23 protein-coding genes and 3 pseudogenes are annotated in these 24,864 nt (G+C 62.4%); 20 read left to right on the top strand and 6 right to left on the bottom strand.

Annotated elements, in window-relative coordinates; genetic code table 11:
- Positions 1–29 precede the first annotated feature (29 nt).
- The 4 genes and pseudogenes from HFO71_RS04700 to HFO71_RS35725 form a co-directional block, all read left to right on the top strand.
- The gene (locus HFO71_RS04700) at positions 30–449 is read left to right on the top strand and encodes a FixH family protein (RefSeq protein ID WP_183594405.1); all 420 of its coding nucleotides are present in this window, start codon (positions 30–32) and stop codon (positions 447–449) included.
- Positions 446–1,891, top strand: a complete 1,446-nt coding sequence (locus HFO71_RS04695; protein WP_245310411.1) for an efflux RND transporter periplasmic adaptor subunit — start codon at positions 446–448, stop codon at positions 1,889–1,891. Before HFO71_RS04700 ends, HFO71_RS04695 begins: the two co-directional genes overlap by 4 nt.
- Positions 1,888–5,058, top strand: a complete 3,171-nt coding sequence (locus HFO71_RS04690; RefSeq protein ID WP_206987915.1) for an efflux RND transporter permease subunit — start codon at positions 1,888–1,890, stop codon at positions 5,056–5,058. The genes HFO71_RS04695 and HFO71_RS04690 overlap by 4 nt, the downstream gene beginning before the upstream one ends.
- A 16-nt stretch (positions 5,059–5,074) precedes the next feature.
- Positions 5,075–5,212 (top strand): annotated as a pseudogene (locus tag HFO71_RS35725) (squalene cyclase); the annotation flags it as partial.
- A gap of 137 nt (positions 5,213–5,349) precedes the next feature.
- Here the strand turns inward: HFO71_RS35725 and HFO71_RS04685 are convergent.
- Positions 5,350–5,874, bottom strand: coding sequence for a DUF6428 family protein (locus tag HFO71_RS04685; RefSeq protein ID WP_077978467.1), 525 nt, complete (start codon positions 5,872–5,874; stop codon positions 5,350–5,352).
- A 42-nt stretch (positions 5,875–5,916) separates the two neighbouring features.
- Here HFO71_RS04685 and HFO71_RS04680 point away from each other — a divergent pair, with 42 nt between their 5' ends.
- The 7 genes from HFO71_RS04680 to arsK are packed head-to-tail and all read left to right on the top strand — an operon-like array spanning position 5,917 to position 10,304.
- The gene (locus HFO71_RS04680) at positions 5,917–6,273 is read left to right on the top strand and encodes an ArsR/SmtB family transcription factor (RefSeq protein ID WP_077978468.1); all 357 of its coding nucleotides are present in this window, start codon (positions 5,917–5,919) and stop codon (positions 6,271–6,273) included.
- Positions 6,270–6,800 carry an arsenate reductase ArsC gene (locus HFO71_RS04675; RefSeq protein ID WP_077978469.1) on the top strand — a complete coding sequence of 177 codons (531 nt, stop codon included), beginning with the start codon at positions 6,270–6,272 and terminating at the stop codon, positions 6,798–6,800. Before HFO71_RS04680 ends, HFO71_RS04675 begins: the two co-directional genes overlap by 4 nt.
- The gene (gene arsN2 / locus HFO71_RS04670; protein WP_077978470.1) at positions 6,800–7,243 is read left to right on the top strand and encodes an arsenic resistance N-acetyltransferase ArsN2; all 444 of its coding nucleotides are present in this window, start codon (positions 6,800–6,802) and stop codon (positions 7,241–7,243) included. Before HFO71_RS04675 ends, arsN2 begins: the two co-directional genes overlap by 1 nt.
- A complete protein-coding gene (locus tag HFO71_RS04665) occupies positions 7,240–7,947 on the top strand; it encodes an aquaporin (RefSeq protein ID WP_077978471.1) in 708 nt (235 codons plus the stop codon). The genes arsN2 and HFO71_RS04665 overlap by 4 nt, the downstream gene beginning before the upstream one ends.
- Positions 7,944–8,372 (top strand): arsenate reductase (glutaredoxin), encoded by a 429-nt coding sequence (gene arsC, locus HFO71_RS04660; RefSeq protein WP_025394969.1) that lies wholly within the window; start codon positions 7,944–7,946, stop codon positions 8,370–8,372. The genes HFO71_RS04665 and arsC overlap by 4 nt, the downstream gene beginning before the upstream one ends.
- Positions 8,347–9,072 carry an arsenical resistance protein ArsH gene (gene arsH, locus HFO71_RS04655; RefSeq protein ID WP_025394970.1) on the top strand — a complete coding sequence of 242 codons (726 nt, stop codon included), beginning with the start codon at positions 8,347–8,349 and terminating at the stop codon, positions 9,070–9,072. The genes arsC and arsH overlap by 26 nt, the downstream gene beginning before the upstream one ends.
- Positions 9,069–10,304, top strand: coding sequence for an arsenite efflux MFS transporter ArsK (gene arsK / locus HFO71_RS04650; RefSeq protein WP_025394971.1), 1,236 nt, complete (start codon positions 9,069–9,071; stop codon positions 10,302–10,304). The genes arsH and arsK overlap by 4 nt, the downstream gene beginning before the upstream one ends.
- Before the next feature lie 21 nt (positions 10,305–10,325).
- Here the strand turns inward: arsK and HFO71_RS04645 are convergent, their stop codons facing one another.
- The 3 genes from HFO71_RS04645 to HFO71_RS04635 all read right to left on the bottom strand — a co-directional run bounded on the left by HFO71_RS04645 (position 10,326) and on the right by HFO71_RS04635 (position 13,883).
- The gene (locus tag HFO71_RS04645; protein ID WP_025394972.1) at positions 10,326–10,592 is read right to left on the bottom strand and encodes a hypothetical protein; all 267 of its coding nucleotides are present in this window, start codon (positions 10,590–10,592) and stop codon (positions 10,326–10,328) included.
- 112 nt (positions 10,593–10,704) lie between these two features.
- Positions 10,705–13,239: a mechanosensitive ion channel family protein gene (locus tag HFO71_RS04640; protein ID WP_077978473.1), complete on the bottom strand. Its 2,535-nt coding sequence runs from the start codon at positions 13,237–13,239 to the stop codon at positions 10,705–10,707.
- Between the two features lie 92 nt (positions 13,240–13,331).
- On the bottom strand, positions 13,332–13,883 hold the full coding sequence (locus HFO71_RS04635) for a DUF924 family protein (RefSeq protein WP_077978474.1): 552 nt from the start codon (positions 13,881–13,883) through the stop codon (positions 13,332–13,334).
- A 71-nt stretch (positions 13,884–13,954) separates the two neighbouring features.
- On the opposite strand from HFO71_RS04635, the pseudogene HFO71_RS36575 reads away from it, so the two are divergent.
- Positions 13,955–14,087, top strand: a pseudogene (locus HFO71_RS36575) (endonuclease domain-containing protein); the annotation flags it as partial.
- A 19-nt stretch (positions 14,088–14,106) separates the two neighbouring features.
- Here HFO71_RS36575 and HFO71_RS04630 read toward each other — a convergent pair.
- Positions 14,107–15,171, bottom strand: coding sequence for a sensor histidine kinase (locus HFO71_RS04630; protein WP_077978475.1), 1,065 nt, complete (start codon positions 15,169–15,171; stop codon positions 14,107–14,109).
- 279 nt (positions 15,172–15,450) lie between these two features.
- Positions 15,451–16,895: pseudogene (locus HFO71_RS04625) on the bottom strand (MFS transporter).
- 85 nt (positions 16,896–16,980) lie between these two features.
- Between HFO71_RS04625 and HFO71_RS04620 the strand changes: the two are divergent.
- From HFO71_RS04620 to HFO71_RS04585, 8 genes are all read left to right on the top strand, one after another.
- Positions 16,981–17,379 (top strand): hypothetical protein, encoded by a 399-nt coding sequence (locus HFO71_RS04620; protein ID WP_158081417.1) that lies wholly within the window; start codon positions 16,981–16,983, stop codon positions 17,377–17,379.
- Positions 17,380–17,459: 80 nt separating this feature from the next.
- A complete protein-coding gene (locus HFO71_RS04615) occupies positions 17,460–18,785 on the top strand; it encodes an ABC transporter substrate-binding protein (RefSeq protein WP_221987576.1) in 1,326 nt (441 codons plus the stop codon).
- A gap of 123 nt (positions 18,786–18,908) precedes the next feature.
- A complete protein-coding gene (locus HFO71_RS04610) occupies positions 18,909–19,877 on the top strand; it encodes a carbohydrate ABC transporter permease (protein ID WP_077978478.1) in 969 nt (322 codons plus the stop codon).
- Positions 19,874–20,827 carry a carbohydrate ABC transporter permease gene (locus tag HFO71_RS04605; protein ID WP_017960896.1) on the top strand — a complete coding sequence of 318 codons (954 nt, stop codon included), beginning with the start codon at positions 19,874–19,876 and terminating at the stop codon, positions 20,825–20,827. Before HFO71_RS04610 ends, HFO71_RS04605 begins: the two co-directional genes overlap by 4 nt.
- Positions 20,824–21,036 carry a hypothetical protein gene (locus HFO71_RS04600; protein ID WP_077978479.1) on the top strand — a complete coding sequence of 71 codons (213 nt, stop codon included), beginning with the start codon at positions 20,824–20,826 and terminating at the stop codon, positions 21,034–21,036. The genes HFO71_RS04605 and HFO71_RS04600 overlap by 4 nt, the downstream gene beginning before the upstream one ends.
- Positions 21,037–21,039: 3 nt before the next feature.
- Positions 21,040–22,137: an ABC transporter ATP-binding protein gene (locus tag HFO71_RS04595; RefSeq protein WP_077978480.1), complete on the top strand. Its 1,098-nt coding sequence runs from the start codon at positions 21,040–21,042 to the stop codon at positions 22,135–22,137.
- Positions 22,130–23,158 carry an ABC transporter ATP-binding protein gene (locus HFO71_RS04590; protein WP_077978481.1) on the top strand — a complete coding sequence of 343 codons (1,029 nt, stop codon included), beginning with the start codon at positions 22,130–22,132 and terminating at the stop codon, positions 23,156–23,158. The genes HFO71_RS04595 and HFO71_RS04590 overlap by 8 nt, the downstream gene beginning before the upstream one ends.
- Before the next feature lie 53 nt (positions 23,159–23,211).
- Complete coding sequence (locus tag HFO71_RS04585; protein ID WP_077978482.1) at positions 23,212–24,852, top strand: dihydroxyacetone kinase subunit DhaK; 1,641 nt, start codon at positions 23,212–23,214, stop codon at positions 24,850–24,852.
- The last annotated feature ends 12 nt before the right edge of the window (positions 24,853–24,864 follow it).

The raw sequence follows: 24,864 nt of genomic DNA, 5'->3' as shown, positions 1-24,864 counted from the left end.
CTGAGGATGCGGTCTGAGCGCCTATCCCAATGAGATCAAATATCATGAACAAGACCACCTTTTCCGCGGGAGCGATGCTCCTCGCCGGCGTGCTGATTGTCGGTTCCGCCACAGCCTCCTTCGCCGCGCCACAGGACTACGAATTCCAGCCGGTTTCGACCGACGTCAAGCAGGGCCAGGGATCGCCGGTCTCCGTCCGCCTCGTTGACAAGCGCACGGGCAAGCCCGTTCCCGACGCGGTCATCTTCACCACCCGCATGGACATGGCTCCCGCGGGCATGGAAATGATGACGACACCCGTCGAGGCCACCGCCTCCACGGAACCCGGTATCTATGCCTTCAAGGCGGACTTTACCATGGCGGGTGGCTGGCGCTTCAAGCTTGCCGCCAAAGTCCAGGGCGAGCCGGACACCATCGAGGGCGAACTCGTCCTCAAGGCAGCGCCGTGAACACGCCAGCGCGTGTGGCGGCCACGCTCTCCCTTGCCGTATTGGTCGGCGGGGGAGGCTATTGGGCTGGCACGAAAGATCTTGGCGCACAGCTCGGCCTTTCCTTCGCCGAAACGGCGCTCGCTACGCCGGCAGCTTCCTTGGCCGTGCCAACCGGCGCGATCATTTACTATCGCCATCCTGACGGCCTCCCGCAATTCTCTGCGACGCCGAAGAACACAGAGGATGGCCGGCCATTCGTCGCCGTGCATGCGAATGAGGATGTGAGCTTCGCCGACGCCGCAGCACCAAAACCGGTCGAAACGGAAACGACCACGACATCGTCAGCAACCGCGCCGGCGACAGGAAAACTTCTCTACTATCGAAACCCGATGGGCCTGCCCGACACGTCGAAGGTGCCGAAAAAGGACTCGATGGGCATGGACTATATCCCGGTCTACGAGGGTGATCAGGGCGACGCCTCGACCGTCAAGGTCTCGCTCGGCAAACTGCAGCGCACGGGCGTCAAGACCGCGACCGCCGAGATGGCCAGCATCGTCAGGAAGATCGAGGTGCCTGGCACCATTGTCCTCGACGAGCGGCTCGTCAGCGTCATCTCGATGCGGACGGATTCGTTCGTCGACGACGTCGCCAATGTCACCACCGGTGACCGCATAAGGAAAGGCCAGAACCTCTTCAGCTTCTATTCGAAGGACATCGCCACCGCCGCCTCCGAATACGCGGCCGGGAGAAATGACGGCCGCGGGAACGGAGATGTAGGCTCCGCTCTGCGCCTGAAAAACCTCGGCGTTCCCCAGGAGGCGATCGATACGATCGCGCGGAGCCGGCAGGTGCCGGCCAGCATCGGATATGTCGCGCCGCGCGATGGGGTCGTCCTCGAACGCATGGCGACGGCAGGCATGATGGCCAAACCCGGCGACGTGCTGTTCCGCATCGCCGATACCTCCAACGTCTGGGTGATATCAGGCGTGCCGGAATATGATCTGGCATCGGTCCGCAGCGGAGCCGAGGTGAACGTAACGGTCAGAAGTCTTCCCGGCCGGACGTTCAAGGGTGTCGTCGACCTGATCTATCCCGACGTCGACATACAGACGCGAACGACGAAGGTCCGCATCGAGCTTCCCAATCCGGACGGCGTACTGCTGGCCAACATGTATGCCAACGTCGAGATCCAGGCCGGAGCACCAAAACCTGTCATTGCCGTCCCCAACAGCGCCGTCATCGATACGGGCGATCGCCGGGTCGTGTTCATCGACAAAGGCGATGGTCAATTCGAGCCGAAGGACGTGACGCTCGGAGTCCGGGGCGAGAACCAGACAGAAATCACCAAGGGCGTGGCCGTCGGCGACAAGGTGGTCGTGGCCGGCAATTTCCTGCTCGACGCCGAAAGCAATCTCAGCTCGGCGCTCAGCGCCATGACGCAAGAGGAGGCCAAGCCGTGATCTCTCGCGTCATCTCGTGGTCCGCCCACAATCTCGTCCTGATCTTTGTCGGCGCAGCACTCGCCGTCGCAGGCGGCGTCTACGCCCTGCGGTCCCTGCCGCTCGACGCCATTCCCGATCTCTCCGATATCCAGGTCATCGTCTATACCGAATATCCCGGCCAGGCCCCGCAGGTTGTCGAGGACCAGGTGACCTATCCGCTGACGACGTCGATGCTGACAGTGCCGAAGTCGAAGGTCGTCAGGGGCTTCTCCTTCTTCGGCGTTTCCTTCGTCTACGTCATCTTCGACGACGGCACCGATCCTTATTGGGCGCGCAGCCGCGTGCTGGAATATTTGAACGCCGCCCAGAGCCGTCTGCCGCAGGGCGTCGCCCCGACGCTCGGCCCAGACGCGACAGGAGTCGGCTGGGTCTACCAGTACGCAGTCGTCGCCAAGGAGCTGTCGCTCGCCGAACTGCGATCGCTGCAGGACTGGATGGTGCGCTTCGCGGTCTCGAAATCCGAAGGCGTCTCGGAGGTCGCGAGCGTCGGCGGCTTCGTGAAGCAGTATTCGATCGTCGTCGATCCGGCCCGGCTGAAGGCGCAGGGCGTTTCGCTCGACGACATCGCCAATGCGGTGCGCGCAAGCAACACGGACGTCGGCGGCCGTACCGTCGAACTCTCCGAGTTCGAGTTCATGGTGCGCGGGCGCGGCTATCTGAAGGGTATACCCGACATCGAGAGCATCGTGCTGAAGAGCCAGAACGGCGTGCCGCTGAAGCTCAGCGACGTCGCCAGGGTGGAACTCGTTCCGGACGAAAGGCGCGGCATCACCGAATTGAACGGCGAAGGCGAGGTCGCAAGCGGCATCGTCCTGCAGCGGTTCGGGGCCAACGCTTTGACGGTCATCGACAACGCCAAGAAGAGCCTGGATTCCGTCAAGGGCGGCCTTCCTGATGGCACCGAGATCGTTCCGGTCTACGACCGCTCGACCTTGATCGAGTCCGCCATCGAGACCCTGAAAGGGACGCTGATCGAGGAATCGATCGTCGTGGCGCTGGTGACAATCGCCTTTCTTCTCCACGTGCGCAGTGCGCTGGTTGCCATCATCATGTTGCCTGTCGGCATCCTGATCGCCTTCATCGCCATGCGGATGCTCGCACTCGGGGCGAACATCATGAGCCTTGGCGGCATCGCCATCGCCATCGGCGCGATGATCGATGCGGCGATCGTGATGATTGAGAACGCCCACAAGCATCTCGAACGCGCGCCGCCCGACAAGCCACGCGTAGAAATCCTCGTCGAGGCGGCGAGCGAAGTCGGTCCGGCGCTGTTCTTCAGCCTGCTGATCATCACCGTCTCGTTCCTGCCGATCTTCACACTAGAATCGCAGGAGGGACGCCTCTTCGGTCCGCTCGCCTTCACCAAAACCTTTGCGATGGCGGCGGCAGCACTGCTGTCGGTGACGCTGGTGCCGGCATTGATGGTTCTCTGCGTCCGTGGCCGTATCGTCCCCGAGCACAAGAACCCGTTGAACAGGTTCCTGATCTGGATCTACCGCCCCGTCATCTCGGGCGTACTGCGGGTGAAGACGCTGACCATCCTTGCGGCCCTTGCAATCCTTTCGGTCTCCGTCTGGCCCGTGCAACACATCGGCAGCGAGTTCATGCCCAATCTCGACGAGGGCACGCTGATGTACATGCCGACGACCCTGCCCGGCATCTCCGTCACCAAGGCGGCCGAGCTGATGCAGACGCAGGACCGGATCATCAAGTCCTTCCCCGAAGTCCAGAGCGTCTTCGGCAAAGCGGGTCGTGCACTGACCGCCACCGACCCGGCCCCCACGGAAATGTTCGAGACGATCATCACGCTAAAGCCGAAGTCGGAATGGCGGCCGGGGGTCACCACCGAAAGCCTGAAGCAGCAGATGGACGCTGCTCTGCAATTTCCCGGCGTCTCCAATGCCTGGACGATGCCGATCCGCGCCCGCATCGACATGCTGTCTACCGGGATCAGGACGCCGGTCGGCGTCAAGGTCTACGGCACCGATCTCGGTGAAATGGAGAAGGTCGCCCGGCAGATCGAGACCGTGCTGAAAACGATCCCCGGAACGTCGAGCGCATATGCGGAGCGCGTGATCGGCGGCTACTATCTCGACATCGTCCCGGACAGGACGGCGCTCGGCCGCTACGGGCTGACCATCAACGACATTCAGGACGTCGTCGGCATGGCGCTCGGATCCGAGGTTGTGACATCGACCGTCGAAGGCCGCGAGCGTTATGGCGTGGCCATACGATATCCACGGGCGTCCCGAAGCGATCCGCAGTCTATCGCCAGGGATGTGCTGATATCGCTACCGGGCGGAGGAACGGTGCCTCTCGGTGAAGTGGCCGACGTCAAGCTGACCCGCGGCGCGACGACCATTCGTACGGAGAACGGTCAGCTCGCCGTCTACATCTACGTCGACATCACCAACCGCGATCTCGGCGGCTATGTCGCGGAGGCTCAGCAGACCGTCGCCGAGAAGGTGACGATGCCGCTCGGCTACTCGGTCGCCTGGAGCGGTCAGTTTGAGTACCTTCAACGGGCCAAGGCGCGGCTCGCCGTTGTCGTCCCGCTGACGCTGGCGCTGATCTTCCTGCTGCTCTATCTCAACTTCAAGGCGCTGACGGAAACGATGATCGTCATGCTGTCCTTGCCATTCGCGCTCGTTGGCGGCATCTGGCTGATGTGGTGGCTGGGCTTCAACGCCTCGGTGGCGGTCGCCGTCGGCTTTATCGCGCTCGCGGGCGTTGCGGCGGAGACGGGCGTAATCATGCTGATCTATCTCGACCACGCCCTGAAGGAGCAGCGAGAGGCCTGCGAAAAGGAACGCCGCGCCTTCTCGAAGTTGGACCTTAACAGAGCGATCATGGTCGGCGCGGTCGAGCGCGTTCGACCGAAGATGATGACCGTCGTCGCCATCATGGCAGGTCTCGTTCCGATCCTCTGGCGAACTGGAACCGGATCGGAGATCATGCAGCGCATCGCCGTGCCGATGATCGGCGGCATGGTGTCTTCGACGCTGCTGACGCTGATCGTCATTCCGGCCGTCTACGGATTGGTCAAGGGGTGGCGACTGCCAGCCGCTTCGGAAAGCGCTGCTGCCGGCGACGGTCAATCGGGTGAACTGCAGGCTGCCGAATGAGATTGGAGGAAGCCCCTGGCAGCCCGACGAGAGCCCTGCCGGTCGGGTGTGGTTCGAGGTCGATGACGAGGAAGGCAAGCCCTCGCGATGGGTGACGCTTCGAGCGATGCGGGTGCTCAGATCGTGGGATGCCCAGCCCTCAATCAATGCCTGACGGCAAACCCAGCGCGCACAGGAAATGTGTCTCGATCGCCCGCAGCAATTCGGCGCGATCGGACGGTGTCTCACCGATACCGGGCTGATTGACCACGCCGTGCAGGCATTCTCGCCGGCACCCGATCTTATGTGTCCTTACGCGCAGCATCCACTCGTTGCCGCTTGCGGCGCACAGCAGGCCGCCGCCTTGCTGGTTTCCTCTGCCAGCCAGCGGTCGCGCGGCTTGCAGCTTGCCGGTCGCGGCGAAAGCGTAACATGGACGGCGCCCGCACTGAGAACCGGCATCGCCGCGCAATAGAGCTGCATCGGCCGCACGCCGTCGCTGACTTCGAAGGTGAGCTTCGCCGAGCGGTCTAGTTGCACATGCTCCGTCACTTTGCGGATGATGGAATGGAACTTGCCGGCCGGCATATGCGTGCGGTCGCCTTCCTCGATATCCCAGAGCTGGATGAAGATTTCCGCCCACGCTTCGGGATTGGCACCGCAATCCAGGCCTGAGAATTGGCCGGCCTTGACCTCGGTGACATGATAGCCGGGTTTCACCGCCTTGCCGTCATAATAGAAAATCAGCGGAGAAGCCTTGGCGCCGGCAAGCACACTGAGCAGCAGGCCGAGATCGATGTCGTTCTCTTGAATTTTGCTGTTGTCGATGACGTTCACTTACGCTAATCCTAATTTCAACGTTTCAAGGATTATTGAAATATGGATCAACGTCAAGCCCTCAATGCATTCGGCGCGCTCTCCCAGGAAACCCGTCTTCAGATCGTCCGCATGCTTGTAGTTTCCGGCCCTGATGGCATGGCGGCAGGCGCGATCGCTGAGAAGGCGGAGGTTTCGCCATCCAATATCTCCTTCCATCTGAAGGAGCTGGAACGGTCCGGGCTGATCGCACAGCAGCGTGAATCGCGGTCGATCATTTACACCGCGAACTACGAAGCGCTTGGCGGCTTGGTTCGCTTCCTGATGGAAGATTGCTGTTCCGGACACCCGGAAATCTGCGCACCTGCCGCGGAGGTTGCGGCCTGCTGCGCCCCTAAAATGGAGGAGAAACTGCAATGACCACTGACCGCGTTTACAATGTGCTCTTTCTCTGCACGGGCAATTCTGCCCGCTCGATCCTGGCTGAATCCATTCTGGAGACCGAAGGCAAGGGTCGATTCAAGGCTTATTCAGCCGGCAGTCAGCCGAAGGGCGGGGTTAATCCCTATGCGCTGAAGGAGCTTGCGGCGCAGGGCTATCCAACAAGCGGCTTCCGCTCGAAGAGCTGGGACGAGTTCGCCGAGCCGGGCGCTCCGGAGATGGACTTCATTTTTACTGTCTGCGACAGCGCTGCCGGCGAGGCCTGCCCGGTCTGGATCGGTCACCCGATGACCGCTCATTGGGGCGTCGAGGATCCCGCTGCCGTCGAGGGCAGCGAAGTCGACAAGGGCCGTGCTTTCGCACAGGCCGCCCGCTTCCTGAAAAACCGAATCAGTGCCTTTTTGAGCCTGCCTCTTTCCTCGATCGACAAGCTCGCCCTGGAATCGCACCTGCGCCAGATCGGCACGATGGAAGGCGCCAGCATCAAACAGCCAAAGGCGAGCTGATGAGTTTGGATTTGAACCAACAGGCCTTGGTGGGGCACGACGACAGCCTTCGCGTCGCGCTCGCAGGCGCCGGACTTCCGGTCGATGACCTCACAGACGCCGGCCGAAGCTTCTATCGGTTTTCGCGTGGCGGCCAAACTGTCGGCTTCGGCGGGCTGGAGCTTCATGGCGAGACCGCACTCCTGCGTTCCATTGTCGTGCTGTCCGATCAGCAAGGCTTTGGCTTCGGCCATGCGATCACCCTTGGCCTGCTCGATCAGGCGCAAAGGGAAGGCGCAACTGCAGCCTATCTGTTGACAGAAACAGCCGCCCCCTTCTTTCAATCGCTTGGCTTTCGTCCGATCCCCCGCGATGAAGCGCCAACCGAGATCCTGACGACGAGGCAGGCAGCGAGCCTGTGTCCGGCATCGGCCGCCCTGATGGTCCGGAGCCTGCCGGCATGAGCGCGCCGGTGTTCCCGCTGTCTCGACGAATGGTCGCCGAAGCGCTCGGCACGCTGTTGCTCGTGGCAACCGTCGTCGGCTCCGGCATCATGGCGGATAGCTTGACGGACGATACCGCGCTTGCGCTGCTCGGCAATACGCTGGCAACGGGGGCAATCCTCGTCGTCCTCATCACGATCTTAGGCCCGATTTCCGGGGCACATTTCAATCCGGTCGTGTCGCTGGTGTTTGCGCTCCGGCGCGAACTACCTGTCTCTTCCGTTCTCGCCTATATCGCCGCGCAGATCGCCGGCGGCATTGCCGGAACGATGCTCGCCCATACGATGTTCGACCTTCCTCTGCTGCAGGCATCGGAAACCGTGCGCACCGGCGGCGCGCAATGGCTCTCTGAAGTGACTGCAACCTTCGGCCTCGTCTTCGTCATCTTCGCCGGTGTGCGCTTTCGCGCCGATGCCGTGGCATGGCTGGTCGGCCTTTATATCACCGCCGCCTACTGGTTCACCGCCTCCACCTCCTTTGCCAATCCCGCCGTCGCGATTGCTCGATCGCTGACGCACACCTTTTCCGGCATCCGCCCAATCGATCTACCGGGTTTTATCGCCGCTGAGGTCATCGGCGCCTTGCTGGCGCTGATGCTTGCGGGATGGCTGCTGATGGAAGCCCGAAATCCTGAAAACCTCACCAAGACGGAATCCGCCTTATGACTATAGATGCTACGATCTATCACAACCCTGAATGCGGCACCTCGCGTAACACGCTGGCGATGATCCAGAACGCCGGCATTGAGCCCAACGTGATCGAATATCTGAAAAACCCGCCGTCGCGCGAGCAGCTGATCAAGGTGATTGCGGATGCAGGTTTGAGCGTTCGCGAAGCGATCCGCGAAAAGGGCACGCCCTATGCGGAGCTCGGCCTCGACAACCCGGATCTTACCGACGAGCAACTGCTCGATGCGATGCTGAAAGACCCGATCCTGATCAATCGCCCATTCGTCATCACCCCGATCGGCACGCGCCTTGCTCGGCCTTCCGAAGTCGTCCTCGAAATCCTACCGGAAACGCATCAGGGCGCCTTCACCAAGGAAGACGGCGAGAAAGTGCTCGATGCCGGAGGCAAGCGCATTGTCTGATCTGCCTGCCGTATCGCCGATGCATCTGCGTCAACCTGATATGGATGCGCTCAGACCGGCGTTCTCAACGCACAAGCCGCGCATCCTCATCCTTTATGGCTCGCTGCGAACAGTGTCCTACAGCCGCTTCCTCGCACAGGAGGCGGCACGGCTGCTCGAATATTTCGGCTGCGAAGTGCGCATCTTCAATCCCGAAGGTCTGCCGCTGCCTGATGCGGCGCCGGCGAACGACCCAAAAGTTCAGGAGTTGCGCGAATGGTCGGCATGGTCTGAAGGCCAGGTGTGGGTCAGCCCAGAACGTCATGGCGCGATGACCGGCATCATGAAAGCGCAGATCGACTGGATTCCATTGTCGGTGGGATCCGTCCGGCCGACGCAAGGCAAGACGCTGGCGGTGATGCAGGTCTCCGGCGGCTCCCAGTCCTTTAATGCGGTAAGCCAGCTCCGCATCCTTGGACGGTGGATGCGGATGATCGCAATTCCCAATCAGTCCTCGGTTGCCAAAGCTTTCCAGGAATTCGACGCGGACGGCCGTATGAAACCCTCGTCCTATTACGACCGCGTCGTCGACGTCTGCGAGGAATTGGTGAAGTTCACGCTGCTGACCCGTGATGCCTCGAACTATCTGACCGACCGCTACAGCGAGCGGAAGGAAGAAGTCGAAAAGCTTGAACAGCGCGTGAGCCTCAGATCCCTATGACAATCGTCAGCACCGAACGACCGCCAGTAGCGGCCATTGCCGCGCTCGGACTGACGCAGATCATCGGATATGGATCGCTCTATTACAGCTTCAGCATCCTCGCCCCCGACATGGCTCGTGATCTAGGCTGGTCATCGGAATGGATCTTCGGCGCGCTCTCCGCGGCCCTTCTGATCGGCGGCCTGGCCGCACCTCTCATGGGCACGTGGATCGATCGCTTCGGCGCAGGCAGGATCATGACTTCGGGCTCGGCGATTGCCGCCGCCGCCCTCGTCGCCTGCGCCTTCGCGCCGGGAAAGATCGCTTTCGTCGCGGCATTGATCGGCATCGAGATCGCCTCGAACCTGGTGCAATATGGCGCAGCCTTCGCTCTGCTCGTGCAGATCAGGCCGCAGGTCGCTCAGCGCAGCATCACTTATCTGACCCTAATCGCCGGCTTCGCCTCGACCATTTTCTGGCCGATTACCACGGCGCTGCATGCGCATCTCTCATGGCAGGAAGTCTATCTGATCTTCGCCGCGCTCAATCTCGTGGTCTGCCTTCCCATTCATGCCTGGCTCTCCCGTGGCGTCAGCCAAACCAGGAGACGGACCGGAGAGGGGGTCGCAAAACGCGTCGAGCCGAGCCTACCTCCGTCGTTGCGCAGGCCGGCCTTTATCCTGATGGTGACGGGCTTTGCTCTGGAGAGCTTTGTGAACTCGGCGCTTCTGGTTCACATGGTGCCCGTAATGTCGGCACTCGGCCTCGGCGCCATGGCAGTGGTGGTCGGAACGCTCTTCGGTCCGTCACAGGTGCTGAGCCGCCTCATCAACATGGTCTTTGGCGAGAGCTTGTCGCAAGTGATGCTGGCGATCATCTGCGCCATCCTGCTGCCGACAGCCCTTGTCATCCTCATCGCCACGGCACCCTCGGTGCCCGGCGCGCTACTCTTTGCCGTCGTCTTCGGTCTCGGCTCGGGCCTTAACAGCATCGTCTACGGAACCTTGCCGCTCGCGCTCTTCGGAAGCGATGGCTACGGCCGGCGGCAAGGACAGATCATGTCGGTCCGTCTCGTCGTCTCCTCGATGGCGCCGTTCGCGCTCGCCTTCCTGATGGGCAATATGGGCGTATCGTGGTCGCTGTCGATCGCTGCTTTGCTCAGCACCGTCGCCGTTGCCGCATTCTTGGCCATCATGTGGCTGACGCGCCCGGTTGCCCGGCCGGAAACTGTTGCCAATCCCCGAGAGGCTTGAGCGCATTCATCGGGACAGGCGCTACTTGAAGACGGCCGAGCCCTTGACGATGTCGATCGTCTCGCCGCCGTCGAGCCCGATGCGGTCGCCGTCGGGCGTTGTCATGAAGCAGCCAGAAGCACAGAGGTTTTCCGAAGCGCCGGCATCGACCACGACCTCGACGCGCTGGCCGCTCTCGGTGATGACGAGCACGACGGCGGCTGGGTCGGTGTTGGTGATGGATGCCGCTTCAGCCGCGGGTGCGGCAAGCAGCGGGACAAGCAGAACGGCGGCAAATCTTGCCATCATGTGCGGCGGCGCTGGCGCGCCCTCCCCTCGAACGATCGGTGCTGCCCCCGGCAGCGATCCCGATAGTGGAGATCATGCACATATAGCTGTGAATGATGGCTGAATGACCCGTTCAGCCTTTCCGATTGACTTCTGCCGTCTTGCTGCGCAATTGCCGCACCGGCTGCTCTTCCTCCTCCATGGGCGTGTCCGCCGCGTTTTCCTGCTCGTTGGCTTGATCCCTGCCCGCATCCGCAAGCGCGGGACGAGCCTCTCGATGGATGGTAAGATCGGTCTGTGGCAGCGGGATCTCGATGCCCTCGGCCTTGAAGCGCTTAAGGATCTCGATCCTGAGATTGTTGCGCACCGCCATGCCGTCACCCATATCGGCGAGGAAGAAACGCAGCTCGAAATCCAGCGAATAGGGCCCGAAGCGCAGGAATTCGACATGCGGCTCCGGATTGCGCATGACGAGCGGTATCTTGGCCGTCAGTTCCAGCAGGATGTCCATCACCTGCTGCGGATCGGCGTTGTAGGCGACGGAAACCGGAATTTCCGAGCGGCCGATCTTGTTGCGGTGCGTCCAGTTGCCGACGAGGCCGTTGATCAACTCCGAATTCGGCACGATGATCGACTGCTTGCGGAAGGTCTCGATCTCGGTGGCGCGCACCGAAATGCGTTTGACGATGCCTTCGGCCGTGCCTGATACGACATGGTCGCCGACCTTGAACGGCCGTTCGACGAGCAGGATCAGGCCGGAGACGAAGTTGGAGACGATGTTCTGCAGGCCGAAACCGATACCGACCGAAAGTGCGGAGGCAACGAGCGCGAAGCTCGACAGATCGATGCCGGCCGCCGAAACACCGATGATCGCCGCGATGCCGACGCCGAGATAGCCGATGCCGGTCTTGACCGAATTGCGTACGCCAAGATCGACATGGCTTCTGGCCATCACATTGCCGTCGAGCCAGCGCTGCAGCCAGCGCGTCAGCAGGTAGACGCCGGCAAACAGCAGAATGCCGGTGCAGATGCCGAGCAGCGAGATGCTGATGCCGCCAAGCCTGACCTCGGTGAACAGCCGGTAGGCGAGAAGCTGCAGGTCCTGCACGTGGAAACCCCAGAGCAGCAGGATCAGCGGGATGCCGACGAGAAGCGCCACCGCATAGATGGCAAGGCCGACGACCAGCCCGGCCTGGTCGATCGCCACCGGCCCGAGCTTGAAGCGGCGTGTCAGGAAGCGCGCGAAGAAAGTATCGCCGAAGCTTTCCTGCCTGGATATCGCCTTGCCGGAGAGCAGGCCGACATACATGGTGACGACGACCGCACCGGTGATGATGAGCTGCGTGGCGACGAAGCGCGCGAGCCCGACATACCCCGTCAGCGCGGTGAGGATGAGACCGGCGCCGAGGACCCGCAAGGTGATCGCCATGCCGCGCGGCCAATGCCTTCCCGGTGCATCGGGATCGCCGTTCTTCGCCAGCATCGGCTTGCCGAAGGACGCCGCGATCAGGATCAGGCCGATGATCAGCGCCGCGATCAGGCTCCTGACCACGGTCAGCACCAGCGGCGAGCCCATCGCCTCGCCGATCGTACCGAACAGATAATCGAGCGCGTTGACGATCGCCATCGCCAGCAGGCAATAGCCGATCGAGCGCGCGCCGCGATTGGAAAGCCGAACGAGCCGCCAATGCGGTTCGTTCGGCGCGAAGATGGCGTTGACGAAGCGGCCGACGAAATAGACAAGCCCGATCGCCCCGAACAGGGCGCCGATGACAGGTGCGATGTCGGGCCGCAGCACATTGAACCCGTTGAGGAAAAAGAAGGAGGTGACGAGCAGCACCGAGAGCGCCAGCGTGCGGATCAACGTCGACCAGAAGGCGATCGACAGCCGCCCGATATAGGACGGGTTCTCCACTGCTTCGTCGCGGCGCAGATACGAGCCGAACAGCCGGTAACTGCCGGAGAGCAGGATCAGCGCCGAGGCGAGCGACAGGAAGATCGCGGCAAACATCGGGAAACGCTTGAATTTCCAGACGAAAGCAGCCCAGCTCGACAGGGCCTGCGAGAATTCGCGGGCCTCATGCACGAAGGCGCTGCCGGCATCGTCGAGCACCGAGACTGAAATCTCGGTGCGCCTGAGCAGCGTATCGGCAAACAGCCGCCGCCGCATCTCGGTGATCTCGTTGACGAGCTTCGTTACCGTGATCGACAGGTTTTCGGCGTCGCCCGTCAGCGCGTTGATCTGCGCGCGTTCGGCGGCGAGCGCGTTGCGCTCCTGGGTGACGATCTCGGCTTCAGGCGGCTGCCCGTCCTTCGGCGGATCGCCGAGCTCGGCAAGCCGGTTCTTGATCTGGTCGAAACGCGGCCTGAGATTGACCGATATGGTGATGACGGCGCGGCTGAGTTCGTCGGCCTTGGTCGCAAGCCCGACCAGGGCATCGTCATTGTCGGCATTCTGCTTGACGCCGTCCTGAAGCGCGGTCAGCTGGACCTTCGCCTTGTCAATCTCCTTCGTCGCCTGATCGAGCGAGCTATCGACAAGCGGCGCCTGCGCGGCCGCCGGTGCCTGCGGCTCCTGCGCGAAAGCCGCAGCACCCTTGAAATGCGCGCCGGCGACCGCCAGCGTCAGCAAAAGAATGGTGCGAAGCAGGATCGGTCTCAGCCGCAAAAGCGCCTCCGGGAAAGGTTGTCGTCGGAATAGAATGCCAGCTTGTCTTAGTAAAGAAAGGCGACAGAAAGGCAGAAGCTCCCTGGAAACCCTCAGAAACCGGCATCGGGCCGGGTGAGATAGTCGCATTCCTCAGCCGTCGACTCGCGTCCGAGCATGGCATTGCGGTGCGGAAAGCGGCCGTAGGCGGCGATCACGTCGCGGTGGCGGATCGCATAATCGCGATATTCTTCATCGCCAAGCGCGGTGAACAGTTCCACCGATCGCTCCTGTTCGCCAAGGTCCTCGGCATGTTCGAAGGGCATATAGAAAAAGGTGCGGCACGCGGCTTCGACCGCCTGATCGGCGCCGGATGCCAGCGCGAGCTTGGCTTCCCGAAGCGCCAGCCCATCGGTCGCGACGGCAAGCGCCGTGCCGCGATAGATGTTGCGGGGAAACTGGTCGAGCACGATCACAGCCGCCAGCCGGCTCTCCGCATCCGCCCGCCATTCGGCGCCAACATCCGCGGCAAGGGCCAGATGGGTATCGCGAAAGATCGTGCTGATCTCCGCGTCGAGGTCAGGCGTCGCGCGGAACCACACCTCCCGGCCGCATCTGACGAACCAGAAATCATAGACCTCTTTCGGTGTACGGATCGTCGTCATGTTTCCTCTCCCCCAGCGTTAGGCTTATTAATGCCGTTTCGGTAAATTATTGTAGAAAAAGGGATAACACCGTGCCGGTAGCCCCCTCATCCGGCTGCCGCCACCTTCTCCCCGCTGGGGAGAAGAGATTCGCGGCAACGTCTCGATTCCCCCTTCTCCCCTCGGGGAGAAGGTGCCCGTAGGGCGGATGAGGGGGCTACCGGAACACCCTGCGCTGCACTTCCTACTTCCCCTCATGCAACGAAAACACCAGCGTCGCCTTGGTTCCGTCGTGGCCGGGGTCATAGGCGAAATCCGATTTCAGGCTGGCGGCCATGGCCGTCAGAATGCGTGTGCCGAGGCCGGTTCCCCTGGCCGGGCTCGACGGATCGAAACCGGCGCCGTCATCCTCGACGATGACACGCAACGCGTCGTCCGTCTGGTCGACGATGACCCGGATCTCACCCGGCACGCTGTCCGGATAGGCATATTTGAAGGCATTGGTGACGAGTTCGCTGACGATCAGCCCGAGTGTGATCACCTTGTCGGTCGCCAGATTGACCGGCTGCGCGGTAAGCACGATGCGGTGCGGCCGCTTGTCGTCGCGCATCGAGGTCTCGAGTTCGGTGAGCAGGCTGTTCAGATATTCGTCGACCTGCACCGAGCCGACCTGCCGGTTAGTATAGAGCCGGCGGTGCACGCTGGCGATGGCGTTGATGCGCATCTGCGTTTCGTGCAGCGCGTCGATCGCCACTTGGTCGGTGGTCATCGAGGATTGCATGCGGATCAGCGCGCCGACGAGGCCAAGGCTGTTGGCGATACGGTGATTGACTTCGGCGAGCAGCATTTCGGCAAGGTCGCGCTGCTGGCGGATCACCTCCTGCGCCTGCGCCGTCTCGCGGCGAAAACGCGTTCGCTCCAACGCCTGTTCGAGGGCGGCGGCGAGCAAGTCGAAATAATCGGCTGAGATCCCCTTCAGCATGTAATCATCGGCGCCGGCCTTCAGCGCGGCGACCGCGATGCTGGTATCGTCCGAACCCGTCGCGTAGATGACCGGTGGGTGATCCGGCATCGCCGTGATGCTGGGCAAAATGTCGAGGCCGGTCTCGCCAGCCAGGACATGATCGAGCACGACGGCGTCGATACCGCCTTCGCCCAGTCTTGCAAGGCCGGCAGCGTCGCTCTCGGCCCACTCGACCGAAAAGCCACGACGGCGCAGGTTTTTCTGCATCAGTAGGGCAAGCCCCTCATCGTCGTCGATATAGAGGATGTGGATCAGGGCATCCGCATCGCCGCTAGAATTGCTCATTCCGTCTCCCGGCGTTCTCTCGCAGCGACGACCGCCCGCAAGCGTCCGAGTCGTCCGCATGGCAATGTCGTATTGCATTGGCCGCCTGGGGTAAACAGCGGTTATCCCTCGCTCTTGTCGCAGGCGGCGCGGAAGGAGGATGTCGGGAAGCCGGCATTTTTGGAACATGACCCTGGGCTGGGGAGGATCCCTATGGAAGCCGCTGAAGGAGACGGGGAAACGAAAAACCTGAAATGAGATGCATAAACGCCGAGCGGCCCTATTGGTTCCGCGGATAAGCTAAATTTTCTGGAATTTCCGATGACCGGATACTTCGGCCCCTGCCTCCGCCGGCAATTGCAGAAAGCGCAGCGACGAGACGATCCCGATCGCACCGACCACGACGAAAGCCCAGCGGAAATCGGCAAGGACGGGATTGTCGGCGCCCCTGAAAGCCGAGGCGATGTTGAGCACGGCCGCGGCCACTGCCACGCCGAGCAGCATCGATACCTGCTGCAGCATGCTCGACAGCGTCGAGGCCGAGCTTCGCTGCGCCGGGCCGATGTCGGCGAAGGCGAGTGTATTTAGCGCAGTGAATTCCATCGACCGCGACAGGCCGGCGAGGAAAAGCAGCGCATGGATGAAAAACGGCGGCGTCTCCGGAGAGAGGAAACCGCAGCCGACAATCGAAAGAGCGGCGATCAGCCCGTTGACCCCAAGCACAGTGCGAAAGCCGAAGAAGCGCAGCAGCGGCGTCGTCACCGCCTTCATGCTGAAATTGCCGAGGAAATAGACGAGCAGGTAGGTGCCGGCGGCAATCGAGCTCAGGCCGAAGCCGAGCTGGAACAGCAGAGGCAGCAGGAACGGCGTCGCATTGATCGCCATCCGGCAGGCCGTGCCCGCCGACAGCGTCGACATCGAGAAGGTCTGGATGCGGAAGGCCGAAAGATCGAGCAGCGGATTGTCGACGGCGAGGAAATGCCGCGTCGCCATGACTGACAGCACGATGCCGGCCGCCAGCATGGATATGATGGGCAAAAGCCCGCCGTCCCATTTGACCGAGAGTTCGAGGGCGGCGAGCAGGAAGGTCAGCCCGGCGGCGCTCAATACAAAGCCCACGAGATCCAGCCGGCCGGGATTGGTCTCGCGCTGCTCCGGCACGAAACGCAGCACCAGCGCGATGCCGATAATGCCGATCGGGATATTGATGAGGAAGTTCCAGTGCCAGCTGGCATAGGTGGTAATGAGCCGCCGAGCACCGGGCCGATCACCGGCGCCGTCAGTGCCGGCCAGGTGATCAGCGCGATCGCCTGGACGAGTTCCGACTTGCGGGCATTCTTCAGCACGATGATGCGCCCGACCGGCGTCATCAGCGCGCTGCCCGCGCCCTGGACGGCGCGCCACAGCACGAATTCCGCAAGGCTGCCGGACAGCCCGCAAAACAGCGAGGCGCCGGTGAAGACCGCAATCGACATCAGGAAGATGCGGCGTGCGCCGAACCGATCGCCGAGCCAGCCCGACAGTGGAATGAAGGCGGCCATCGTCAGCATGTAGACGGTGATGCCGATGCTCATCGACACCGGCTGCACGCCGAAGCTTGCCGCCATCTGCGGCAGCGAGGTGGTGACGATCGTGCCGTCGAGGATCTGCATGAAGAAGGAAACGGCAACGACCAGCGCCACGATCTTTGCCTGGCGGCCGCCTGCGGCCTCTTGCCCATTCTCGCTCGTCTCTGCCGTGGTCATCGATCTGCCAATGAAAATTCCGGATGACGCGGCAGGAAAACGGGAGGAAGCCGATCAAAGATCTGCCGCGCGGGGGAGCGCAGACATGGAAAGCCGCGCACTGGCTGAATACGCCCGTTGCATCCGGCCGGAAAGGCTAAATCTCGCACTGCCTAGGAATATTCCCGATGCGGCCCGGTGCCCGGCGGCATCGACCCAAGAAAGGATTCAAGAAAAAGGCCCCACCGAAGCGAGGCCAAGCTTGAACCGCTCCGGGGAAAATGAGGAGCGGCGTGCAGTCCATATCGTGCGATCGATGTCACAGCGAGGCCAGATGTCGCTGCTTCGGTACGCTCGCCAAAAAAATTTCGCGATCTGCCGAAAAGATCGGCTCCAAAACTATCGCCCATGGGGCGCGACACCTGTCGCACTGCAGCAACGATTGGCGCTTGCAATGTTTATAAAAATGGATATCACTAAACATATTGCTAAACATGATGATTGAGGAGTTCATGTGAGCATTCTCTGAAGTGGGTGAACATGCGACGCCGGCGGGGAGCCGGCCCTTGGTTCTGGGAGGAACTTATGCAGAAAACATCGAAAGCCCTTTTCGGGCTGGCCACGGCATTCGTCATGTCGTCGGCATTGCCCAATCTCGCCAAAGCCGATGAACTGACGCTGTGCTGGGCCGCATGGGACCCCGCCAATGCGCTGGTCGAGCTGTCGAAGGATTTCACCGCCAAGACCGGCACGCAGATGAAGTTCGAATTCGTTCCCTGGACGAGTTATGCCGACCGCTTCCTCAACGAGCTGAATTCCCATGGCAAGCTCTGCGACCTCATCATCGGCGACAGCCAATGGATCGGCGGCTCGGCCGAGAACGGCCACTACGTTAAGCTCAACGACTTCTTCGACAAGGAAGGCATCAAGATGGATGACTTCGTGCCGGCGACGGTCGTCGGTTACTCGGAATGGCCGAAGAACACCCCGAACTACTGGGCGCTGCCCGCCATGGGCGACGTCGTCGGCTGGACCTACCGCAAGGACTGGTTCGAGAAGCCGGAACTGCAGAAGGAATTCAAGGAGAAATACGGCCACGACCTCGCGGCGCCGAAGACCTACGACGAGCTGAAGCAGATCGCCGAATTCTTCCAGAAGCGTGAGATCGACGGCAAGACCGTCTACGGCGCCTCGATCTATACCGAGCGCGGCTCCGAAGGCATCACCATGGGCGTGACCAACGTCCTCTATGACTGGGGCTTCCAGTACGAAAACCCGAAGAAGCCCTATGACATGGAAGGCTTCGTCAACTCCAACGACGCAGTCAAGGGCCTCGAATTCTACAAGTCCCTCTATGATTGCTGCACCCCGCCCGGCAGCTCCAACGTCTACATGGTCGAATCCGCCGACGCCTTCAAATCCGGCCAAGTCGCCATGCAGATGAACTTCGCCTTCACCTGGCCCGGCCTCTACAAGGACGAGAAGGTCGGCGGCGACAGGATCGGCTTCTTCCCCAATCCGGCTGAAAAGGTCCACTTCGCCCAGCTCGGCGGCCAGGGCATCTCGGTGGTTTCTTACTCCGACAAGCGCGATGCCGCCCTGCAATACATCAAGTGGTTCGCACAGCCCGACGTGCAGGCCAAGTGGTGGGAACTCGGCGGTTTTTCCTGCCTGAACTCCGTCGTCAACGCGCCGAGCTTTGCCAAGAGCCAGCCCTATGCCCAGGCCTTCCTGGACTCGATGGCGATCGTCAAGGACTTCTGGGCAGAGCCGAGCTACGCTTCGCTGCTGCAGGCCATGCAAAAGCGCGTCCATAACTACGTGGTCGCCGGCAACGGCACCTCCAAGGAAGCGCTCGACGGCCTGGTGAAGGACTGGAGCGACGTCTTCAAGGACGACGGCAAGATCTGACGCGCGGCATCCCTGATGCGCGCCATCCTCGACAGGATGGCGGCCCGGATCGGCAGACGAGCCGGGCCGCCAGATCTCTCATACCCCAAAAGACCCCGTACCCCAAAAATACCAGGTGAAAACTTGACTATTTCCCAATCCTCCATCGTCGAGAAGGCAGCCGATGTGACTGCAAGGGCAACGCCCTCCTCGGTCGCCCGGCGCGTCCGCGGCCTCTCCGACAGGGCGATCGCCTGGCTGTTTATTGCGCCTGCCATCACCCTGCTCTTGGCGATCAATATCTTCCCACTGCTTTGGGCGGTCTATCTCTCCTTCACAAATTACCGCGCCAACCGGCCGAATGCGCCGGTCCTGGGCGTCGGCTTTGGAAACTACCAGCGCGTTCTGAACGACCCCGACATCTGGCAGGCAATGCAGACCACCGCGCATTTCGTCTTCTGGACAATCGTGCTGCAGACGGTGATCGGCTTCACGCTCGCCTATCTGATCGACCGCAAGTTTCGCGGCCACGCCTTCTGGACGACGATCATCCTGATCCCGATGATGCTGTCGCCGGCTGTCGTTGGCAATTTCTGGCGCTTTCTCTACGAGCCGCAGATCGGCCTCTTCGCCTATGCCGTGTCGCTGGTCACAGGCATTCCGACATCGGATATCCAGATGCTAGGCAATGTGACGCTGGCGCCCTGGGCGATCATCATCGTCGATACCTGGATGTGGACGCCCTATGTGATGCTGATCTGCCTTGCCGGCCTGCGCTCGATCCCCGACTATATCTATGAGGCGGCCGAGGTCGACCGCGCTTCCCCGTGGCGTCAGTTCTGGTCGATCACCGTGCCGATGGCCCTGCCCTTCATCATGCTCGCGGTGCTCTTCCGCGGCATCGAGAATTTCAAGATGTTCGACATGGTGACGCTGCTCACCGGCGGCGGGCCGGGCTCGGTCACCGAGGTCGCTTCGATCACGCTGAAACGCGCTGCCTTCGAAAGCTGGGCGACCGGCCGGGCCTCAGCCTTCGCCATCATCCTGTTCGTCGCGGTATTCGGCCTCGCCAACATCTACGTCAAGGCATTGAACAAGGTGAAACAACGATGAGCGCCGCCAACTCCGCCCATTCGGTCGTCGAACCGAGCTTGTCCAGCAAACGCATCGCCGGCACCATCGTCGTTCTCTATGCGCTGATCACCCTCATCCCGCTCGTCTGGATCTTCCTGACCAGCATCAAGTCGCCGCCGGATTCGATCAGCTACCCCCCGAAGATCGTCTTCACGCCGTCGCTCGAGGGCTATTGCAATCTGTTCACGACACGCACGCGGCAGACGCCTGATTATATCGCCTCGCTGCCGGCGCCGGTCGGCACCTGCGATGAGGTGACGCGCAAGCGCAACATGGTGATCGCCGGCCCGTCGAACTTCCTGCCGCGCTTCGTCAATTCACTGGTGATCGCCTTCGGCTCCACCTTCCTCGCGGTCTTCCTCGGCACGCTCGCCGCCTATGGCTTTTCGCGCTTCAAGATACCGCTCGCCGACGACCTGATGTTCTTCATCCTGTCGACGCGGATGATGCCGCCGATCGCCGTCGCCATTCCGATCTACCTGATGTACCGAGAGCTCGGCCTGTCGGACACGGCCTTGGGCATGATCCTGCTCTACACCGCCGTCAACGTCTCGCTCGCCGTCTGGCTGCTCAAGGGTTTCATCGACGAAATCCCGCGCGAATACGAGGAAGCGGCGATGATCGACGGCTATACGAGACTGCAGGCCTTCCGCAAGGTCGTGCTGCCGCAGGCAACGACGGGCATCGCCGCGACCGCGATCTTCTGCCTGATCTTTGCCTGGAACGAATATGCCTTCGCCGCGCTTCTGACCTCGGGCGAGGCCCAGACCGCGCCGCCCTTTATCCCGACGATCATCGGCGAAGGCGGACAGGATTGGCCGGCGGTCGCCGCCGGCACGACGATCTTCCTGATCCCGATCCTCGTCTTCACCATTCTCCTGCGCAAGCAGCTGCTGCGCGGCATCACCTTCGGAGCCGTCCGCAAATGAGCCATCTGATCGAAACGTCAGCCCCTGCCCGCCCGAAACGGCCGTTCTTCCTGCGCCGCGGCCCGATGGAGACCATCGCCACCGTGCTGATCGGGCTCGGCTTCCTGATGCTGTTCCAGCCCTTCCTGCTGGTGCTCTACACCTATTCGCTGGTGACCCTGCTCATAGGCACCGTCATGTTCATCATCGTCTCGAAATTCCCGGAGTGAACCATGGCGGGCATCCGGATTGAAAATCTCCGCAAGGAATTCGGCAGCTTCGTCGCCGTCGAGGATTCGAGCTTCACCGTCCATGACGGCGAGTTCCTGGCGCTTCTCGGTCCATCAGGATGCGGCAAGACCACGACGCTTCGCATGATCGCCGGCCTCGAGCTGCCGAGCAGTGGCAAGATCTATCTCGATGGCGAGGACGTCACCTTCAACCGCGCCAGCGCCCGAGACATCGCCTTCGTCTTCCAGCTCTTCGCGCTCTACCCGCATATGAACGTGCGCAAGAACATTGGCTTCCCGCTGCTGTCGCAGGGCATGCCCAAGGCCGAAATCCGTCAGCGCGTCGAGGAGACCGCGCGCCTGCTGCAGATCGACCACATTCTAAACCGCTCGGTCTCCGGCCTTGCCGGCGGCGACCGGCAACGCGTGGCGCTCGGCCGTGCTATCGTTCGCCGCCCGAAGTGCTTCCTGATGGACGAGCCGCTCGGCACGCTGGACGCCGAGTTCCGCGAGATCATGGTTCACGAGCTGCGCGAACTGCACAACCGCATCCACGCCACCACCGTCTACGTCACCCATGACCAGCATGAAGCGATGGCGATGGCCGACAAGATCGCCGTCATGAACCATGGGGTCATCGAGCAATTCGGTACGCCGCAGGAAATCTATGCCAAGCCCGCGACCATGTATGTCGCCGATTTCATCGGCTCGCCGCCGATGAACTTCATGCGCTTCACCTCCGGCCTGAAAAACGGCGACCGTTCCATCCTGCTCGACGGCGTCGATGTCGCCGTTCCCGAGATCCATAAGGACATGGCCGAAAGCGAGCTGGCGCTCGGCGTGCGGCCGGAGCATATCCGCTTCAGCGACGCCTCGGCGCTTCGCGGCGCCGTCTATGGCAGCGAATATCTCGGCACTAACCAGGTCGTGGCCGTGGAAACACAGAGTGGGCTGATCAAGGCCCGCGTTCCCGCCAATCGCAGCTTCCAGATCGGCGAAAGGGTCGGCCTCGAATTCAACCCGGCGAAACTCGCGCTCTTCGACTGCACATCCGGCCGCGCGGTGCCATCCTCGCTTTATCAGGAGACCCGGCATGGCTGATGTCGTCCTCAGGAACCTCGCCAAGCGCTTCGGCGACACCCAGGCTTTGGCTGACCTCGATCTTTCGATCCGCGACGGCGAGTTCGTCGTGCTGCTCGGTCCGACAGGCGCCGGCAAGACCACGACGCTGCGGCTGATCGCCGGCCTCGAAAAGCCCGATAGCGGCGGCATCGAGATCGGCGGCCGCAATGTCGCCGCCGAAGCCCCCGCCGAACGCGACGTCGCCTTCGTCTTCCAGCAATATTCGCTCTATCCGCATATGACGGTTTACGAGAACCTCGCCTTCCCGCTGAAGGCGCCGGTCCGCAAGCTGAGCCCCCAGGAGATCGACCGGCGCGTGCGCGAAGTCGCGCGCATGGTCCGGATCGACCACAAGCTGGAGAACCGCTCGACGCGCCTTTCCGGCGGCGAGATGCAGCGTGTCGCGATCGGCCGGGCTCTTGTGCGCAAGCCGGCGATCTACCTGATGGACGAGCCGCTGTCTTCGCTCGACGCCAAGCTGCGCGCCGAACTGCGCCTGGAGCTGAAGCGCATCCAGAAGGAACTCGGTTCGACGCTGCTCTATGTCACCCACGACCAGGTGGAAGCCATGACCATGGCCGACCGCATCGGCATCGTAGCCGAGGGACGGCTGATGCAGGTCGGAACGCCGCGCGAGATCTACGGCAATCCCGCCAACCTGCATGTCGCCGCCCGTCTCGGCCAGCCGCACATCAATCTTCTGCCGGCGGACCTCTTGCCGGGCGGCGCACCGCCGCCCGGCACGAAAACCGTCGGCGCGCGCACGGAGCATCTCGACATCATTGTCGGCAAGGACGCTAATGCCGAGATCGACTGGATCGAGCATCTGGGCGACCAGAACCATCTGCACATCAGGGTTGCCGATCCCAAGCAGCCCGCGCGGGATCACAAGCTCGTCACACTTGCAGATCCATATCTGGCGATCGCGCCGGGCGACCGGATCAGCCTGACGCTGCGCGATCCGCTTTATTTCGATGCGGCTGGACAGCGCCTGTCCTGACCGGCAAACAGACATGATGACGGCATGAAAAACAAACAGACGGGTCTCAATCGATGAAACACTTCTTCAACCGCAGGGAAAGCATCGTCACCGAAGCCTTGGACGGTCTGCTTCTGACGAGCAGCAAGGGTCGTCTTGCCCGCCTCGACAGCTTTCCCGACATCAAGGTGATCCTGCGCGCGGACTGGGACAAGTCGAAGGTGGCGATCATCTCCGGCGGCGGCGCCGGCCATGAGCCCTCGCATGCCGGCTTCGTCGGCAAGGGCATGCTGACCGCTGCCGTCTCCGGCGAAATCTTTGCCTCGCCAAGCGTCGATGCCGTGCTGACGGCGATCCGCGCCGTCGCCGGCGAAAAGGGTGCCCTGCTGATCGTCAAGAACTACACCGGCGACCGGTTGAATTTTGGCCTCGCCGCCGAAAAGGCGCGCGCCGAAGGCTTCGACGTCGAGATGGTCATCGTCGCCGACGATATCGCCATCCCTGGCATCAACCAGCCGCGCGGCGTCGCCGGCACGCTGTTCGTCCACAAGATCGCGGGCTATCACGCCGAAAGAGGCGAGGACCTGAAGACGGTAGCAAGCCATGCCGCGGCCGCGGCCGGCGACATCGTCTCGCTCGGCATGTCGCTCTCCACCTGCAGCGTGCCCGGCCAGGCCCATGAGGATCGTCTCGGTGAGGACGAAGGCGAACTCGGCCTCGGCATCCATGGCGAGCCCGGCGTCGAGCGCATCACGCTGCAGCCGGTCGCCGACATCGTCGCCACCATGGTGGCGCGCCTCACCCCGACTCTGCTCGAAGGCGGAAACCATGCCCTCCTGATCAACAATCTCGGCGCCGTGCCGCCGCTCGAAATGACCGTCATCGCCAATGCCGTGCTGTCCTCGCCGCTTGGCCGCCGCGTCCGGCTGATCATCGGCCCGGCGCCGATGATGACGGCGCTCAACATGAACGGCTTCTCGCTGTCGCTGATCCGGCTGGACGCCGTGCGTGAGGCAGCGCTGACGGCAGCGGTCGAACCGCATGCCTGGATGCCGGCCGTCGAACGCCACGAGATCGAGGTCATCGCCGCACCGAGAACATCAGCCGGACTGAACGGCGCGCCAGTGGCCGGGGATAATCTCCGCAACCGGCGTCTGATCACGGCGCTCTGTGAGCATCTGATCTCGCAGGAAACAGAACTCAACCGCCTGGACGGCCGCGTCGGCGATGGCGATACCGGCTCGACGGTGGCGACGGGCGCCCGCAGCGTGCTGGCCCGCCTCGACACGCTGCCGCTCGACCGGCCGGCGGCAACGCTTGCCTCGCTCGGCGATATCCTCGGCACCAGCATGGGCGGATCGAGTGGCGTGCTGCTGTCGATCTTCTTCACCGCCGCGGCAAAGGCGATGGCTGACAAGGCCGATATATCAGCCGCCCTTCTTGCCGGGCTCGACAGGATGACCTTCTATGGTGGAGCCGCAGTCGGCGACCGGACGATGGTCGATGCGCTGTCGCCGGCCCTGCAGGCGCTCGCATCCGGCGATGTCGCCGCCGCGGCAAGGGCCGCGGCAGCCGGCGCCGAATCGACGAAGACGATGATGAAGGCCAGAGCCGGACGCGCCTCCTATGTCGGCGAAAGGGCTCTGGCGGGCGTTGCCGATCCGGGTGCCGTCGCGGTTGCCGGCGCGTTCGGCGTGGTGGCAAGCCTCGCCTGACCGGAGTAGAGT

This window comes from Rhizobium laguerreae, assembly GCF_019778565.1.
GTDB classification, from domain to species: domain Bacteria; phylum Pseudomonadota; class Alphaproteobacteria; order Rhizobiales; family Rhizobiaceae; genus Rhizobium; species Rhizobium laguerreae.
This window is presented reverse-complemented; position numbering and strand designations above follow the sequence as displayed.